Genomic DNA, 13,765 nt, shown 5'->3' on the forward strand with positions numbered 1-13,765 from the left:
TTGCGTTGATGATCCATCACGCTGCCAGCGTTCGCTACGGCCTGGCGATCCAGAGACAGGCCGCCGAGCTACCGGACGACGCCCTCGCCCCGGCGGCCGCGTCCACCACACAGGACGCGTATTGTCCTCACACCGATCCGGCACCGCGTCCATTCGGTGGCCACGACGCAGACCTCACCCCGAACGCACATCAGTCGCGCCGACCGGACGCGTCCGTCTCCGCCGACCTACTGGGCACCGCGCGAACGCGCAGGACCGTCGCCGGGCACATACCGAAACCGATTCGGCCACGGCCGCGTGCCGCGCGTGTGCTCTACGCGCTTCCTCGCCGTCGCTCGACCATCCTCGAGGTTCGCCGCGCGGCGACTGGGTGGCAGGACGCGTCGGCTCACGTCCGTAGTACGCGTACACAGACTCCGGACGCGTCAACTCCTGAATCCGAGCGACGCGGACGCGCGGACACTGTGAATAGCGCCACCGGTGGTGGCAATGGCCGGCAAAAGGTCGACCGTGAGCAGATTCTCCGGATAGCTGCGGAAAACCCTGGCTGGTCCAATAGGCAGATCGCCGACGCGTACGGATGTAGCCACAGCGCTGTGGACAAAATTTTCCGAGCCATTCCGCGGCCCAGTGTGCAACCGCGTCCCGGCATGCCGCAGGCGCAGTAATCGTTCTCGTTCGCTGTTGCGGTGTCGGCGAATTCTCTACCGACCGCCACTCGCAGTGGCACCACAACTGGTGGGCTCGGAATCTATGGACGGGCAATCATTTTCGTGCCTGTAATGGGATGAGGAAAGCCCGTTCCGAACCGGTACGGCTATCGGTCCGATCCGGGCACGCGCCGACATTCTCGGAACATTCGACTCTGAGGATGCCCCATGCCGGAAACCGCTTATGTACCTGTGTTGCCGTCGCCGTGGCTGACCCGTCGCCAGCTCGCGCAGCGGCTGGGTTTGAGTCCCAAGACACTTGCGAATTGGGCCAGTGCGGGCAAGGGGCCGAAGTTCACCAAGAAATTCGGCAACGGCGTCCGGTACCACATCGCGAATGTCGAGAAATGGGAGAGCTCCCTCGCTGACGAATAACAGAATTGTTTCGGCGACATCTGCCGAGTAACGGAGACAGGCATGCCCAAACGAGGTCGGCCCGCCAATCGTGAAGGCGTGCCCACCAAGCCCACATTTCACACGAGTCCCAATGGCAAGAGCGTTATCGCGAGAGGGTATCTGAGGCTCAACGGCAAGACTGATCCTCTGCAGGGCACCGGCCCGACCAAAACCGCTGCGCGTGATGCCTATTACGAGAATGCCGACGAGCGGAAAGCCATGCGCCGCTCCGAGGTCAACGAATACACCAGCGACTCGAAACTGCGCGTGGTCATCGATGAGTGGCACAAACGGCAAAGCACGAAGAATCCCCGCAACCGAGACCAGGCGTCGCTGAACCTCTACTACACCGAGGTCTTCCATTCGAAAGATCCCCGGGCGTCCAAGAAGGTCATCAAGATCGAGGACCTTGCGAACCTGACCATCCGCCAGGCCACCGCGCCCAAACTCATCGCCCACGTGGACTCGATCCTGGCTCTGGGGTACAACGCCAAAGCGCAACGGCACCGGCAGTTGCTGATCGAGATCATGGAGATTCCCAAACAATGGGGGATCATCGACACAAACCCCGCCGAGGCGATCGAGGAGATCCCGGATAAGACCCCCAACCCTCGCGGGCTCACCGAGACCGAGCTTCCGCGCCTGCGCGCGCAGCTACAACGCTGGGCCGCCGGCGAGGCCATTCCCGGCACACCCGCCGGACGTGTCTTCGACCGGAACCAGACCATCCCCGACATCTTCGAAGTCGGTCTGGCCCTGACGATCCGACCCGGGGAAATCCTCGGCCTCGTGTGGGAGGAACCCGATCGAGAGGACGGCGTACCCGGCGGCATCGATCTGGACGCGGTCGACCAGAACGGCGACCCCGCCCCGTACGCCTGGATCACCGGTATCGCCAAACCGCTACGGGGCCAGTCGATCACCCGTCAGCCCCACACGAAAACCGGCGAGGATGGGATCCGGCGCATGCCGATCCCGCTGTGGGCCCTGCCGATCTTCCGGCGCTTATACCAAGATCACCTCGCTCGCACCACGCCGAACCCGCTGGCGCTGGTGTTTCCCTCCACAGAGGGGACCGTGCGCTATCCGAACAATGTCCGGCGAGCATGGGTCAAGGCCTGCGGCACCGAGTTCGCCTGGGTCACTCTCGGCACCACCCGGAAAACCGGCGCCGCCGCGATCATGGACGAACTCGGCTCCAAGGCAACTGCCGAGCAACTCGGTCACACCAGCGAGAAGAACGTCAAGTTCTACGCCAAGACCCCGCCACGGGTCGTGTCGCACGAGAACGCCGGGGCGCTGCGCCGATTTCGCCTCGAGGTTGCCGATGACCCGCGCCCAGGCGATACCGGGAGCCCGACAGCCGACGGGTCCGCACATGGTTATGCGCATGAAAAATCAGGGAAACCGCAGGAATCTCCGGGAACCTAGCGGGAACGCCCAGGGAACACCTTCCCGGGCATTCCCGCAGGTAGAAGACAAAAAAACCCCGGTCACCCGGGGTTTTATGCTCCCCCATCTGGACTCGAACCAGAAACCTGCCGATTAACAGTCGGCTGCTCTGCCAATTGAGCTATAGGGGATTGCTCCCGGTCATCCCGTATCGGGCGACCGGGAGAAACTTTAGCGTATCGCCGGGTGTGACCCCAAATCGCGGTCCTACCTGGGGCTTGTCTCGGTGGCTGGTGGGGGTGGTGTGGGCTGTGGTGGCGGAAATCGTGCGGTGGGTGGGGGTGGCTGGGTACTGTCGGCGGGGTCTCTGCGCGGTCTCGGTGACGCTGGAGCTGGTTGCCTCTGCGGTTGCCGATGGTCTCGCTGTTGTCCGAGTTCACTTGCCGAGGGAGTGCGCATGAAACGTTCGATCAAGGCAGCATTCGCCGCGTGTGCCGCCGGTGCGCTGGCGCCGCTGCTGTTCACCACGGCGGCGCAGGCCGACGGGCCGGTGTATTTCTCGATGGGGTCGTTCCAGTGCGCGATCATGCCGGATGGCACGGTCGGCTGTGACACCTCGCCCACGCTCATGTCGATCAAGATCGGCGGGGGATATCTGCCGATCTCGTTCCAGGTGCGACAGGTCGTGATCGATGTCCCGTGGGCGCCGGCGCATCCGGGCTTCGCGGCGGGGACGCCGTACACGTTGCCCGGCGGAAATCCGAATATCTCCACCGTGGCCACCGGTCACGATATGTGGGGCCCGAGTATCAGCCATGCCGGGGCGAGTTGCGCGGTGGGCTTCCACGGCAGCGTGACGTGTCAGTCCAAGGGGCATTCGTGGTCCTACTACGAGCAGATCACCGCGGGCTGAGATAGGCTGCGGCCCCGCTGTTTTCGGCAGCGGGGCCGTTTTGCGCGCGCGAAATCGCCGGTGCGCGTTCCGAACTCGGCGGCGCGCTCGGCGGGTGGTGCGGAAGCTGAGAATCACCGGCGCGGTTTCACCGTCCCTACAGCGTATTTGCCGTATGTTAGCCCTGTGGAGCATACAGCGACTTTGGAGTCACCGGTACTGGCCCCGGCCGCACATGCGACGGCGATGGTGGGCCACCACTACGTCACCGAGGACCACTATGTGGTCGGCAGGGAGAAGATTCGGGAATACGCCAAGGCTGTTCAGGACTACCACCCCGCGCATCACGACGAGAGCGACGAGTTCGCGTCGGCAGCCGGGGGACTGCTGGCGCCGCTGACATTCGCTTCACCGATGGGTATGCACGCACAGCGCACACTGCTCGAACGGATCGCTGTCGGATACGACCTGAGTCGCCTGATTCAGACCGATCAGATTTTGCGATTTCATCGACCGATCGTGGCCGGTGACCATTTGATCTGCGATATTTCGCTGGATTCGTTTCAGCAGGTGCGCGGTCGCGACATGATGGTGCTGGAGAGCCGGGTGTCGAATCAGCGCAACGAACTCGTGCACAGCGCGTCCAGCACGTTGTTCCTGGGCCATCGCCGCGACGGCGCCGAAACGTTGGCGGCCACCGCGCGCGGTCTGGTCGCGCACGATATGTCGAGTATCGTGCCCGACCTCGCGCAGCCGATCCAACCAGCGGGCCCGGTCCGGGCGTCCGTACCCGGCCGGAACCGGCTCGTCACCGTCGAGCCGCCCACGCCGCGTGGCCGGCGCGTCGGCGAGGTGTCGGTCGGTACGGAGTTGCCGCGGCGCACCGTCCGCCTGACCCGGGGCGATCTGGTGAACTACGCCGGAGTCTCCGGCGACGGCAATCCCATTCACTGGAGTGACGAGTTCGCGACCCTCATCGGTCTGGACAACGTTGTCGCGCACGGCATTCTGACCATGGGCCTCGGTGCCGGATACATCACCTCGTGGCTGCGCGATCCGAGTGCGGTCCAGGAGTATTCGGTCCGGTTCGCCAACCCGGTCTACGTCGGGCGGTTGGCCGGTGCGACGATCACCTTCGCCGGGACGGTCAAATCGCTGGACCCGGAAACCGGAACCGCGGTGATCGCGATGAATGCCAGCTGCGAGGGCCGCAGAATATTCGGGCACCGCACAGCCGTGAAAGTCCGTCTGGCACAGGACTGATCGCCGCCCCACACGATCGGAAGTACCGCCATGGCAGACGAGAACATCCGGACCTACGACGTCATCGTCCTGGGCGCGGGTCCGGTGGGCGAGAACGTCGCCGACCGGACCGCCGCCGCCGGACTGAGCACCGTCATCGTCGAATCCGAACTGGTCGGCGGCGAATGTTCGTACTGGGCCTGCGAACCCAGCAAGGCGCTGCTGCGGCCGGTGCTGCTGTACGGCGAGGCGTCGCGGTTCCCGGGCGTGAGCACCGCGGTCACCGGGCCGATCGATGCGGCCGCGGTGCTGCGGCATCGCGACTACATGGTCGCCGACTGGAACGACAAGGGGCAGGCGGACTGGGTGGCCTCGGCCGGTATCACGCTGTTGCGTGGGCGCGGCAGGCTCGCCGGGACGCGGCAGGTGACGGTCGAAACCCCCGAGGGCGAGACCGTCCGGCTGACCGCGCGGCACGCGGTGGCGGTGTGCACCGGCAGTCGCGCGGCCCTGCCGCCGCTGCCGGGGCTGGACACCCTGCGGTACTGGACCAGTCGCGAGGCCACCAGCGCCGAACAGGTGCCCGGACGCCTGGTGATCCTCGGCGCGGGCGTGGTCGCGACCGAGATGGCCACGGCCTGGCAGGCGCTCGGCGCGCAGGTCACGCTCGTCGCGCGCGGATCCGGGTTACTGGGCCGCGTCGAGTCCTTCGCCTCGGAAATGGTCGCCGACCGGCTGCGGAGCGCGGGTGCGCAGCTGCGGTTCGGCTCGGGCATCGAGGCGGCCGAACGTCCCGACGGCCCGGACGGCGAGGTCCACGTGACCCTCACCGACGGCAGCCGGATCGTCGCGGACGAACTGCTGTTCGCGACCGGCCGCGCACCCCGCACCGACGACATCGGGCTCGACACCGTCGGCCTGGAACCGGGTACCTGGCTCAGCACCGACGACACGTTCACCGTCGGCGCGGTCGAGGGCGACTGGCTGTACGCGGTCGGCGACGTGAATCACCGTGCGCTGCTTACTCATCAAGGCAAATATCAGGCGCGGATCGCGGGCGGCGTCATCGCGGATCGGGCGCGCGGTGCGGCTCTGGACACCGGAACCTGGGGCAGGAGCGTCGGCACCGCCGATCACCTGGCGGTGCCGCAGGTGGTCTTCACCGATCCGGAGATCGCCGCGGTCGGGCTCGGCACCGAGGACGCCGCCCGCGCCGGGCGCACGGTCGAGGTGGTGGACTACGAGATCGGCCACGTGGCCGGTGCGGTCCAGTACGATCCGAAATACGTTGGCAGAGCACGCGTTCTGATCGATCCGGAGCGTCGCACGATCCTGGGTGCGACCTTCGCCGGTGCGGGAGTCGCCGAACTGGTGCATTCGGCCACCATCGCGATCACCGGTGAGGTTCCGATCGATCGGCTCTGGCATGCGGTCCCGTCGTTCCCGACCATCAGCGAGATCTGGTTGCGGCTGCTGGAGGCCTATCGCGATCAGCAGGCCGGTTCGGCCGGCGGCGAATAGCCTTCACGCCGCGGCTACCAGGTCAGGACCGGCTTGACCACACGTCCGGCACGCTGATCGGCCAGCGCGGAGTTGATCTCGGTGTACGGGTAGCTTCGCACCAGGCGTTCCAGCGGCAGTCGCCCGGCGGCGTGCAGGGCGAGCAGTTCGGGGATGAACCGCTGTGGCACCGCGTCGCCTTCGAGGCAGCCGCGAATCGTCTTGCCGGACAGGACGATATCGCGCAGATCGATCGGCGGGATGCCGGCGCCGAGACCGACGACCGCGACGACGCCGCCGATTCCCAAGTCCGCCACCGCATTCGCGAGCACCTCGGGTTGTCCGGTGGTGTCCAGGGCGTGGGTCGCCCCGCCGCCGGTGCGGTCCGCGATGGCTGCCGTCGTATTGCAGCCGGCGGGATCCAGCGCCTGCGCCGCACCGAATTCCATTGCCAGGGAACGGCGTTCGGGTGAGAGCTCGACCACGATCACCTCGACGTCGTCGAGCGTCTTCGCGGCCAGCAGCGCGGCCATGCCGACGGCCCCGGCGCCGTAGACGACCAGCGAGGCGCCGGGCTCGGGCCGCAGCGCGTTGAGCACCGCACCGGCCCCGGTCTGGAATCCGCAGCCCAGGGGAGCGGCCACGACCGGATCGGTTCCGGGCGGCACGACCACGGTGTTGTCCGCGGTGGCCAGGGCGTATCCGGCGAAGCTGGACTGACCGAAGAAGCCGTCGCGCACGGTGGTCGCGCCGATCCGCACCCGCGGCGTGCGGTCCGGGCGGGACCCGAACTGGTTCAGTTTCGTCGCGCGGGCGCAATACGCCGGACGACCCAGACGGCAATTCCGGCACGCACCACAATGCCGATAGCTCAGCACGACGTGATCGCCCGGCCGCACGCCCCGCACATCGGCGCCGACCGATTCCACGACGCCCGCGCCCTCGTGCCCGAGCAGTATCGGCCGATCGGCTGCCCCGGCCGCGCGGGACACCAGATCGGTATGGCAGATCCCGGCGGCCGCGATTCGTACGAGGATCTCGTCCCCTCGCGGGTCGTCGATCTCGACGGGCTCGATGGTGAACTCGGCGCGGGGATCACGGGAGATCGCGGCCGATGCGGCGGGCATCAGGCGCGCTCGAGCAGGAAGTAGAAGTATTCGCCGTCGGCGAGCACCAGATCCGGCCGGCCGTTCATGATGCCCATGAGCGCGGTGTCGTCGAGGCGCTTGAAGTGGTCGAACACCGGGCGCTTGTCGTACACCATCGTCGCGGTGACCTCGCCGCGGAACTCGATGTTCCACAGCGATGCCTCACCGCCGCCGCCGAGCTGGACGTCGGAGAACAGCGATCCGTCCTCGGCCCGGCAGATCAGCGGCTTGGCCTCGAACGGGGACAGGAAGGTCTTGCCGTACCAGCGGTTGTGGTCCAGCGCGCGGCACAGCGGATGACCGGTGCGGAAGGCGGCGCCCCTCCACTCGCCCAGGATGTCCTCCGCGCGCACGGTCTCGAGTCCGGCCCACAGCTGGTCCAGCTCCGCGGTGGAAACCCCGTCGGGCAGCGACGCGAGCTCGCGCCAGGGCCGGGTCGTCTCGGTCATTTCATCTCCCATTTCCCGAACCATTTGGTTCGGGAATCTACACCCGAACCAAATGGTTCGGCAAGATAGGATGCCGGGATGCGTTCAGCCGGACATGCCACGAGGGAGCGGATCCTCGCCGCCGCCAAGGCGGAGTTCGCTCGGTACGGGATCGCGGGTGCGCGGATCAACCGGATCGCCGAAGCCGCCCATGCCAGCAAGGACCGCCTGTACGCGTACTTCGCGGGCAAGGAGGAGCTGTACGCGGCGGTGACCGCGCAATGGGTGCGCGAGACGACCGCCGAAACGGCGCTGGACGCCGAGGACGTCCCCGCCTACATCGGCCGCCTGTTCGACCACTACCTGCGCAATCCCGACGACGCGCGGCTACAGGCGTGGGCGGATATCGAATGCACCGAGATCCCCGCGGCCGACGCGGCGATCCGGCATGCGGTGACGCCCAAGCTCACCGAGATCCGGCGGGGTCAGGCGGCGGGACTGATCACCGACACCTTCCACCCGCTGACACTGCTGACGCTGCTCACCGATCTGGCCCGCACCTCGGCGGTGCACGCGCTGCACGACGATCGCGCGAACGCGGCAGAGCGCCGCGCGGCGACGGTGCTCGCCGCCCAGCGGCTCATCGCCCCGTGAACCGGAATACGCCGTGAGCAGCTCACAGCCGTGCCTCGCGACACACTCGCCCGCACCGGCGGTGTGATCATCGTGAACGAAAACCTTCCAGGTCGGGACGTCAGCGTGCATCATTGTTGATGTCCCCGCATCCGGGGGCGCCTGCCCAGGGAGGCTCCGCCAGCGGGACATCGCGCGTCCCGCGGTGAGGTCCGTAACGGTTCGGCCGATATCGGCGTCGAGAGGGCTGAACGGGATTCGGACCGGGAACTCCTGTGCAACCCCCGAACGCAGGGGGAACGAGGAGGTCCGTCATGAACGAACTCGTCTGCGGCGACTGCTGGCGCCGCGATCATCTGACCTTCGCCCAGCGTCTGGATCCGGCGTTCATCCGCCACGGATCCCGGTATCTGTGCCCGGAACACCGCACCCTGCGCGCGGAGCTGTGCCGGGCGGCCGGTCCCGTGCACAGGCACGTACCGGATCCCACGGAGAACCGGGCGGCCTGAGCCTGCCCGCTCCCGGACGTCGTGGTTCGATCGGATCATGACCGACCACGCCGATGTTCCCCGAATCGCCACCGCCCGACGCGAGGTCGCGGCCGATGCCGCCCGCATCTTCGAACTGATCGCGGATCCCGCGCGGCAGCCCAGCTGGGACGGTAACGACAACCTCGCGGCCGCATCCGAGGGGCAACGCGTGCGCGGAGTCGGGGAGGTGTTCCGGATGGAGCTCACCAACGGCCAGATCCGGGAGAACCACGTGGTGGAGTTCGAGGAGGGCCGCCGAATCGCCTGGCGGCCTTCCGAACCCGGCAATGAGCCGCCCGGACATCTGTGGCGCTGGGAGCTCGAGCCCCTGGCGCCGGGGCGTACTCGGGTCACCCACACCTACGACTGGACGCAGCTGACCGACGAGCACCGCATGATCCGTGCGCGGGTCACCACCTCGGACAAACTCCTCGGTTCGGTCGACCGGCTCGCGGAGCTCAGCGAGAAGGACTGAGCCGCAACGTCGTCCGGGCGCTCGCGAGCGCATCTCGCCGGCGCTCGGCTTCGTCGTGTGCGATGGGCGCTGTGTCGATGGTTCGCTCACACGTCGACGGGGACGCGTTCGTCGATGACGGATCGCTCCCCGTTCAACGTCCAGTCTCCGGGCAGTCCCTCCACCTGCATGGTGTCGCCCTCGGCCTCGATACCGACCGTGACCGAGCCCAGCCGCAGATCGGTCAGCTGCAACCGTCCCCAGCGCTCGGGCAGGTTCGGTGCGATGTCGAGCGTCCGCTTCGGCACGTCGGGGGACAGGCCCAGGAACGACCGCACCAGCAGCAGTGGGGCGGCGCTGGCCCAGGCCTGCGGCGAGCACGAGGTCGGGTAGGGCACGGGCGAGCGGAACTGCTCGCGGTCGAATCCGCAGAACAGCTCCGGCAGCCGGCCGTGGAAGTGCAGCGCCGCGTCCAGTAGTCCCCTGGCCAGACGTTCGGCCAGCTCGCACGCGCCGGGAATGTGCCGGTACCGCATCAGCCCGGCCACCGCCAGGGCGGTGTCGTGCGGCCAGACCGAGCCGTTGTGGTAGCTCATCGGGTTGTATGCGCCCATCCCGGCGGACAGGGTGCGCAATCCGAATCCGCTGTCCATATCCGGATCGGCGAGCCGTTCGATGAGCTGTTCGGCGCGTTCGTCGGAGACGATGCCCGTCCACAGGCAGTGCGCGACATTGCTGGACAGGGCGTCGACGGGACGCTTGCGATGATCGAGAGCCAGTGCGTACCAGCCTCTTTCGGGTATCCAGAACGCTTGATCGAAGCGCTCCTTCAAAGCCATCGCCTGATGTTCCAGACGTATGGCCGCGGACTCGTCGCCGCGCGCCCGCGCCAGTTCCGCGCCCGCCAGTCGTGCGGCATAGGTGTAACCCTGCACCTCGCACAGGGCGATCGGCGGCTCGGCCAGCCGGCCCGTGACATCGCTGATCGAGTCGAAACTGTCCTTCCAGCCCTGATTGACAAGTCCGCGATCGGTTTTGCGGCGGTATTCGACCAGGCCGTCGTCATCGCAGTCGCCGAAATGCTCGAGCCAGTCCAGCGCCGCGCGGGCGGCCGGAATCAGTTCGGCGACAGCGGATTCCTCCGCGCCCCAACGGCGGCACTCGGCCAGCAGCATCACGAACAGCGGTGTGGCGTCGATCGAGCCGTAGTAGACGCTGCCGCCCAGGACGCGCTCACCCGCGGGCCCGCGTCGCATCTCGTGCATGATGCGGCCGGGCTCCTCCTCCGTGATCGGATCGACCGTCGTGCCCTGCAACGTCGCCAGCTGACGCAGAGTGCCCACGGCCAGTTCGGAATCCAGCGGCAGGGCCATCCAGGAGGTGAGCAGGCTGTCGCGGCCGAACAACGTCATGAACCAGGGCGCACCGGCCGCGACGTAGGTGGGCAGGCCGTCGCCCTCGTCGATCCGCAACGCGCCCAGATCGTTCTCGGTGCGGCGCAGGATGTAGGTCAGCCGCGGGTCGGTTGAGGTGAGATCCGTTGCGGTGGCACGCCATGCGTGCATCCGGGTGACGGGGCTGTCCTCCTCGCCGCAGGAGATCTGCACCCGGCGGTGCCCGGAGACCGGCTGGGCGAACACCTGGGCTCGCCACTGATTGCGCGCGGGCACCACCACGCGCCAGCTCAGTGCGCCCGGCAGGACGACGGGATCGCCTGTGGCGCTGACGATCAGGCCGCGGCCGGGATCGGCGTGATCGGTGAAGTGCAGCTCCGATCCGGCGACGGTGACTTCGGCGCTGCCGTGATGACTGCGGCCCTCCTTGACCAGGAACAGATCCGCGAAATCGGCCTCGGCGTGCAGGATCAGCCGCAGGGCGGTGTCCTCGTTGCCCAGATTATGTACTGTCACAGTCTCTTTCAGCCCGTCGCCGATCAGGCGGCTGCGCACGATCAGCAGCGTGCTGTCGGCCACGCCCGCCCGCGGCGGCACGCGCATCACGAAGCGCGCCTTGAACGATTCGGGAGTCAGCACCGTCAGCTGTTCGGCGTGCTGCCCCTCGACGCGCAGCTCCCAGCGTGAGATCGTGCGGGTGTCCTGATAGAACAGGCCCTGCGCGGTACCGGGATGGATGTCGCCGAGATTGTCGGACAGGCAGAAGGTATTCGCCTCGACGAGGGTGATGGTGGACTGGCCACCGCCGAGCCCGACGGGCGGTCCGGCGTTGAAAACCTGTGGGGAGCTCACGATTTCACCTCCGCGATCGGTGCGCTGGCCGCGCTCATGCGTTGCTGACCCGGGTCTGCGCGGCGGACGGGGGCCGCACGACCATGGTGCTCACCGAGCCGCCGAGCACTGCTGAAGCACGCTGTGGGGCAAGGGCTTTGAGATACGCCGACTCGTAACCGGCGCTGAGCCGATCCACGCAGAAGTGCTCCTCGACCCGGCGGCGGCACTTCTCCGGGTCGATCTGGCGCACCGCCTCGAGGGCCGCGGGCAGCTCGGCCTCGTCGTCGCAGATGATGCCGGTGACGCCGTCCTCCACCACCTCCTCTACCGCGCCGCCGCGCAGCGCGACAACCGGTGTGCCGCAGGCCATCGCCTCGATCATCACCATGCCGAAGGGTTCCTCCCAGCCGATCGGGAACAGCAGGCAGCGCGCGGAGGCCAGCAACAGGCGTTTGGCGACGGCGTCGGCCTCGCCGAAGACGCTGTCGTCGGCGGTCAGCAGCGGGCGCACCCGCGATTCGAAGAACGCCTTCTCTTCCGGCTCATTGCATTTCGCGGCCAGCACCAGCCGCAGGCCCGCCGCGTGCGTGGCCCGCAGCGCCCGGTGCGGGCCCTTGTATTCGGCGTAGCGGCCCAGGAACAGCGCGTAGTCCTTCTTCTCCTGGCGGAACGGCCATTCGCTCGGACGCACGGCGTTGTACACGCGCCCGACCCAGTTCAGATCCGGGGCCAGGCTGCGCTGCCGGTCGCTGATGGCGACCAGGTTGGCGGTGTCGTTCAGGGCGCGGTAGTACTCGCCCGGATCGCCGTCGACCGGACCGTGCACGGTCACGACGGTCGCGATGCCCATCTCAGTGTAGAAAGGGGCGTTGAGCGGCCCGGCGAAGGTGTGGTCGTGCACGACATCGATGTGATCGACCTCCGCGATCCGCTCGATCGCCTGCCGGACCTTGAGCGCGTTGTGGACCTCCGGACCCGCTTGGCCGAGTAACTCGGGAATCGTGGATTCCCACACCGGGACGAAACGTGCTCTGGTACCGTTCTTTCCCGCCCCGAGGAGAGTCACCCGGTGCCCGCGGTCGATCAGTGCGTCGGTCAGTTCGGCGACCACGGCCTCCACCCCGCCGTAACCGGCGGGCGGTACGTCGAAATACGGCGGCGCCACCATGACGATATGCAGTGGCCCGCCGGGAACGGGCAGTTCGCGAACCGTCGAATCGGCATGGGAAACGGTGCTGCTCACGGTATTTCCTCCTCAGCTACGGTGCTGTGAGACTGTGACGAGGCAGAACATCGGTGTGGACTTGTCGAACCGAACAGGCGATGGGCACATGAGAACTCGGCGCTGGCACCGCCTAGCGCCGGGGTGAATCGGAGTGAATCTTCGAGCCGTGGCGTCGAGGGGGCACACGTCGCAGGTGCCTCCTGCCCTCGATACCGATTCCACGCTACTACGTTTTGCCGGGCGATTGGCCAACTCCTGGCAACCTTTTCGCGCCGAGGCCGCGCGCCAGCGTTGCGCCATGCGCAGACGCCCCGGTCGCGGCGCGGGCCGTGGGGATCCGGGCGTCGCGCTCGCGGGGCGTTTTGGTTGACTGGCGGATATGGCCGATCTCTTCGTCAAGATCTGTGGGCTGCGGACCGAGCGGGACGTGGACGTCGCCGTGGCGGCCGGGGCCGACGCCGTCGGGTTCGTCTTCGCTGCCGGTCCGCGGACCGTCGACGCACCGACCGCGCACCGGCTCGCCGCTCGCGTGCCCGATCGTGTGCTGACCGTCGGCGTCTTCCGCGGCCAATCGGTCGAACAGGTTCGCGAACTGACCGAACGCAGCGGTATCCGCGCGATCCAGTTGCACGGCGACGAGGGGCCGGACTATTACGAGACGTTGCGCGCGCCCGGTCGCACCCTGATCCGTGCGGTCGCGGCGGGGGAGAAGACGCCGGGCATCGGCGCATTCGGCGAGGACCTGTTGCTGCTGGACGCCCCGGATCCCGGCTCGGGCAAGGCGTGGAACTGGGGCGCCCCGGATTTCACCGCTCCCGCCGGGCGCTGGCTGCTGGCCGGTGGCCTGCGCCCGGACACCGTGCGCGCGGCGGTGGCGGCGACGGGGGCATGGGGAGTGGACGTCTCCAGCGGCGTGGAGAGCGAGCGAGGAGTCAAATCACCCGAGCTGATCCGGGCCTTCCTCGCCGCCGCGCGCACCTAGGTCGA

Annotated in this window: 14 protein-coding genes and 1 tRNA gene; 10 read left to right on the forward strand and 5 right to left on the reverse strand. The window is 67.6% G+C overall.

Translation table 11 applies throughout. The features are described 5' to 3' along the window. Window positions 1-8: 8 nt before the first annotated feature. The 3 genes from NM2_RS53065 to NM2_RS27020 all read left to right on the forward strand — a co-directional run bounded on the left by NM2_RS53065 (window position 9) and on the right by NM2_RS27020 (window position 2,537). Window positions 9-668, forward strand: a complete 660-nt coding sequence (locus NM2_RS53065; protein ID WP_369690339.1) for a helix-turn-helix domain-containing protein — start codon at window positions 9-11, stop codon at window positions 666-668. Window positions 669-878: 210 nt separating this feature from the next. Next, entirely contained in the window at window positions 879-1,085 is a 207-nt protein-coding gene (locus NM2_RS27015) for a helix-turn-helix transcriptional regulator (protein WP_067674221.1), read from the forward strand. Between the two features lie 42 nt (window positions 1,086-1,127). Continuing rightward, window positions 1,128-2,537: a site-specific integrase gene (locus tag NM2_RS27020; protein WP_067674223.1), complete on the forward strand. Its 1,410-nt coding sequence runs from the start codon at window positions 1,128-1,130 to the stop codon at window positions 2,535-2,537. Between the two features lie 79 nt (window positions 2,538-2,616). Here NM2_RS27020 and NM2_RS27025 read toward each other — a convergent pair. Then, a tRNA-Asn gene (locus NM2_RS27025) sits at window positions 2,617-2,689 on the reverse strand. A gap of 266 nt (window positions 2,690-2,955) precedes the next feature. On the opposite strand from NM2_RS27025, the gene NM2_RS27030 reads away from it, so the two are divergent. From NM2_RS27030 to NM2_RS27040, 3 genes are all read left to right on the forward strand, one after another. Further along, a complete protein-coding gene (locus NM2_RS27030) occupies window positions 2,956-3,411 on the forward strand; it encodes a hypothetical protein (protein ID WP_067674225.1) in 456 nt (151 codons plus the stop codon). Between the two features lie 165 nt (window positions 3,412-3,576). Beyond that, on the forward strand, window positions 3,577-4,653 hold the full coding sequence (locus tag NM2_RS27035; protein WP_245718239.1) for a fused (3R)-hydroxyacyl-ACP dehydratase subunits HadA/HadB: 1,077 nt from the start codon (window positions 3,577-3,579) through the stop codon (window positions 4,651-4,653). 30 nt (window positions 4,654-4,683) lie between these two features. Beyond that, a complete protein-coding gene (locus NM2_RS27040; RefSeq protein WP_067674229.1) occupies window positions 4,684-6,153 on the forward strand; it encodes a dihydrolipoyl dehydrogenase family protein in 1,470 nt (489 codons plus the stop codon). Window positions 6,154-6,167: 14 nt separating this feature from the next. On the opposite strand, the gene NM2_RS27045 is transcribed toward NM2_RS27040, so the two are convergent. Then, complete coding sequence (locus NM2_RS27045; protein WP_067674231.1) at window positions 6,168-7,259, reverse strand: NAD(P)-dependent alcohol dehydrogenase; 1,092 nt, start codon at window positions 7,257-7,259, stop codon at window positions 6,168-6,170. Further along, window positions 7,259-7,729, reverse strand: coding sequence for a DUF4334 domain-containing protein (locus tag NM2_RS27050; RefSeq protein WP_067674233.1), 471 nt, complete (start codon window positions 7,727-7,729; stop codon window positions 7,259-7,261). The genes NM2_RS27045 and NM2_RS27050 overlap by 1 nt, the downstream gene beginning before the upstream one ends. 78 nt (window positions 7,730-7,807) lie before the next feature. Here NM2_RS27050 and NM2_RS27055 point away from each other — a divergent pair, with 78 nt between their 5' ends. The 3 genes from NM2_RS27055 to NM2_RS27065 all read left to right on the forward strand — a co-directional run bounded on the left by NM2_RS27055 (window position 7,808) and on the right by NM2_RS27065 (window position 9,346). After that, window positions 7,808-8,362, forward strand: a complete 555-nt coding sequence (locus tag NM2_RS27055) for a TetR/AcrR family transcriptional regulator (protein ID WP_067674235.1) — start codon at window positions 7,808-7,810, stop codon at window positions 8,360-8,362. Between the two features lie 293 nt (window positions 8,363-8,655). Further along, window positions 8,656-8,850, forward strand: a complete 195-nt coding sequence (locus NM2_RS27060) for a hypothetical protein (protein ID WP_067674237.1) — start codon at window positions 8,656-8,658, stop codon at window positions 8,848-8,850. Between the two features lie 37 nt (window positions 8,851-8,887). Continuing rightward, window positions 8,888-9,346 (forward strand): SRPBCC family protein, encoded by a 459-nt coding sequence (locus NM2_RS27065; protein WP_067674239.1) that lies wholly within the window; start codon window positions 8,888-8,890, stop codon window positions 9,344-9,346. Between the two features lie 86 nt (window positions 9,347-9,432). Here the strand turns inward: NM2_RS27065 and NM2_RS27070 are convergent, their stop codons facing one another. Beyond that, window positions 9,433-11,571: an amylo-alpha-1,6-glucosidase gene (locus tag NM2_RS27070; RefSeq protein WP_067674241.1), complete on the reverse strand. Its 2,139-nt coding sequence runs from the start codon at window positions 11,569-11,571 to the stop codon at window positions 9,433-9,435. A 34-nt stretch (window positions 11,572-11,605) separates the two neighbouring features. Continuing rightward, window positions 11,606-12,721, reverse strand: coding sequence for a glycosyltransferase family 4 protein (locus NM2_RS27075; protein WP_084531605.1), 1,116 nt, complete (start codon window positions 12,719-12,721; stop codon window positions 11,606-11,608). A gap of 436 nt (window positions 12,722-13,157) precedes the next feature. Between NM2_RS27075 and NM2_RS27080 the strand changes: the two genes are divergently transcribed. Beyond that, window positions 13,158-13,760: a phosphoribosylanthranilate isomerase gene (locus tag NM2_RS27080; protein WP_067674246.1), complete on the forward strand. Its 603-nt coding sequence runs from the start codon at window positions 13,158-13,160 to the stop codon at window positions 13,758-13,760. Window positions 13,761-13,765 lie beyond the last annotated feature (5 nt).

It is taken from the genome of Nocardia miyunensis NBRC 108239 (assembly GCF_001613065.1).
GTDB classification, from domain to species: Bacteria; Actinomycetota; Actinomycetes; order Mycobacteriales; family Mycobacteriaceae; genus Nocardia; species Nocardia miyunensis.

Coding starts and splice junctions, on each gene's coding strand:
- NM2_RS27075 (WP_084531605.1), bottom strand. CDS start 12,721: ATGGTGGCGCCGCCGTATTTCGACGTACCGCCCGCCGGTTACGGCGGG.
- NM2_RS27040 (WP_067674229.1), top strand. CDS start 4,684: ATGGCAGACGAGAACATCCGGACCTACGACGTCATCGTCCTGGGCGCG.
- NM2_RS53065 (WP_369690339.1), top strand. CDS start 9: ATGATCCATCACGCTGCCAGCGTTCGCTACGGCCTGGCGATCCAGAGA.
- NM2_RS27065 (WP_067674239.1), top strand. CDS start 8,888: ATGACCGACCACGCCGATGTTCCCCGAATCGCCACCGCCCGACGCGAG.
- NM2_RS27045 (WP_067674231.1), bottom strand. CDS start 7,259: ATGCCCGCCGCATCGGCCGCGATCTCCCGTGATCCCCGCGCCGAGTTC.
- NM2_RS27055 (WP_067674235.1), top strand. CDS start 7,808: ATGCGTTCAGCCGGACATGCCACGAGGGAGCGGATCCTCGCCGCCGCC.
- NM2_RS27020 (WP_067674223.1), top strand. CDS start 1,128: ATGCCCAAACGAGGTCGGCCCGCCAATCGTGAAGGCGTGCCCACCAAG.
- NM2_RS27030 (WP_067674225.1), top strand. CDS start 2,956: ATGAAACGTTCGATCAAGGCAGCATTCGCCGCGTGTGCCGCCGGTGCG.
- NM2_RS27015 (WP_067674221.1), top strand. CDS start 879: ATGCCGGAAACCGCTTATGTACCTGTGTTGCCGTCGCCGTGGCTGACC.
- NM2_RS27080 (WP_067674246.1), top strand. CDS start 13,158: ATGGCCGATCTCTTCGTCAAGATCTGTGGGCTGCGGACCGAGCGGGAC.
- NM2_RS27060 (WP_067674237.1), top strand. CDS start 8,656: ATGAACGAACTCGTCTGCGGCGACTGCTGGCGCCGCGATCATCTGACC.
- NM2_RS27050 (WP_067674233.1), bottom strand. CDS start 7,729: ATGACCGAGACGACCCGGCCCTGGCGCGAGCTCGCGTCGCTGCCCGAC.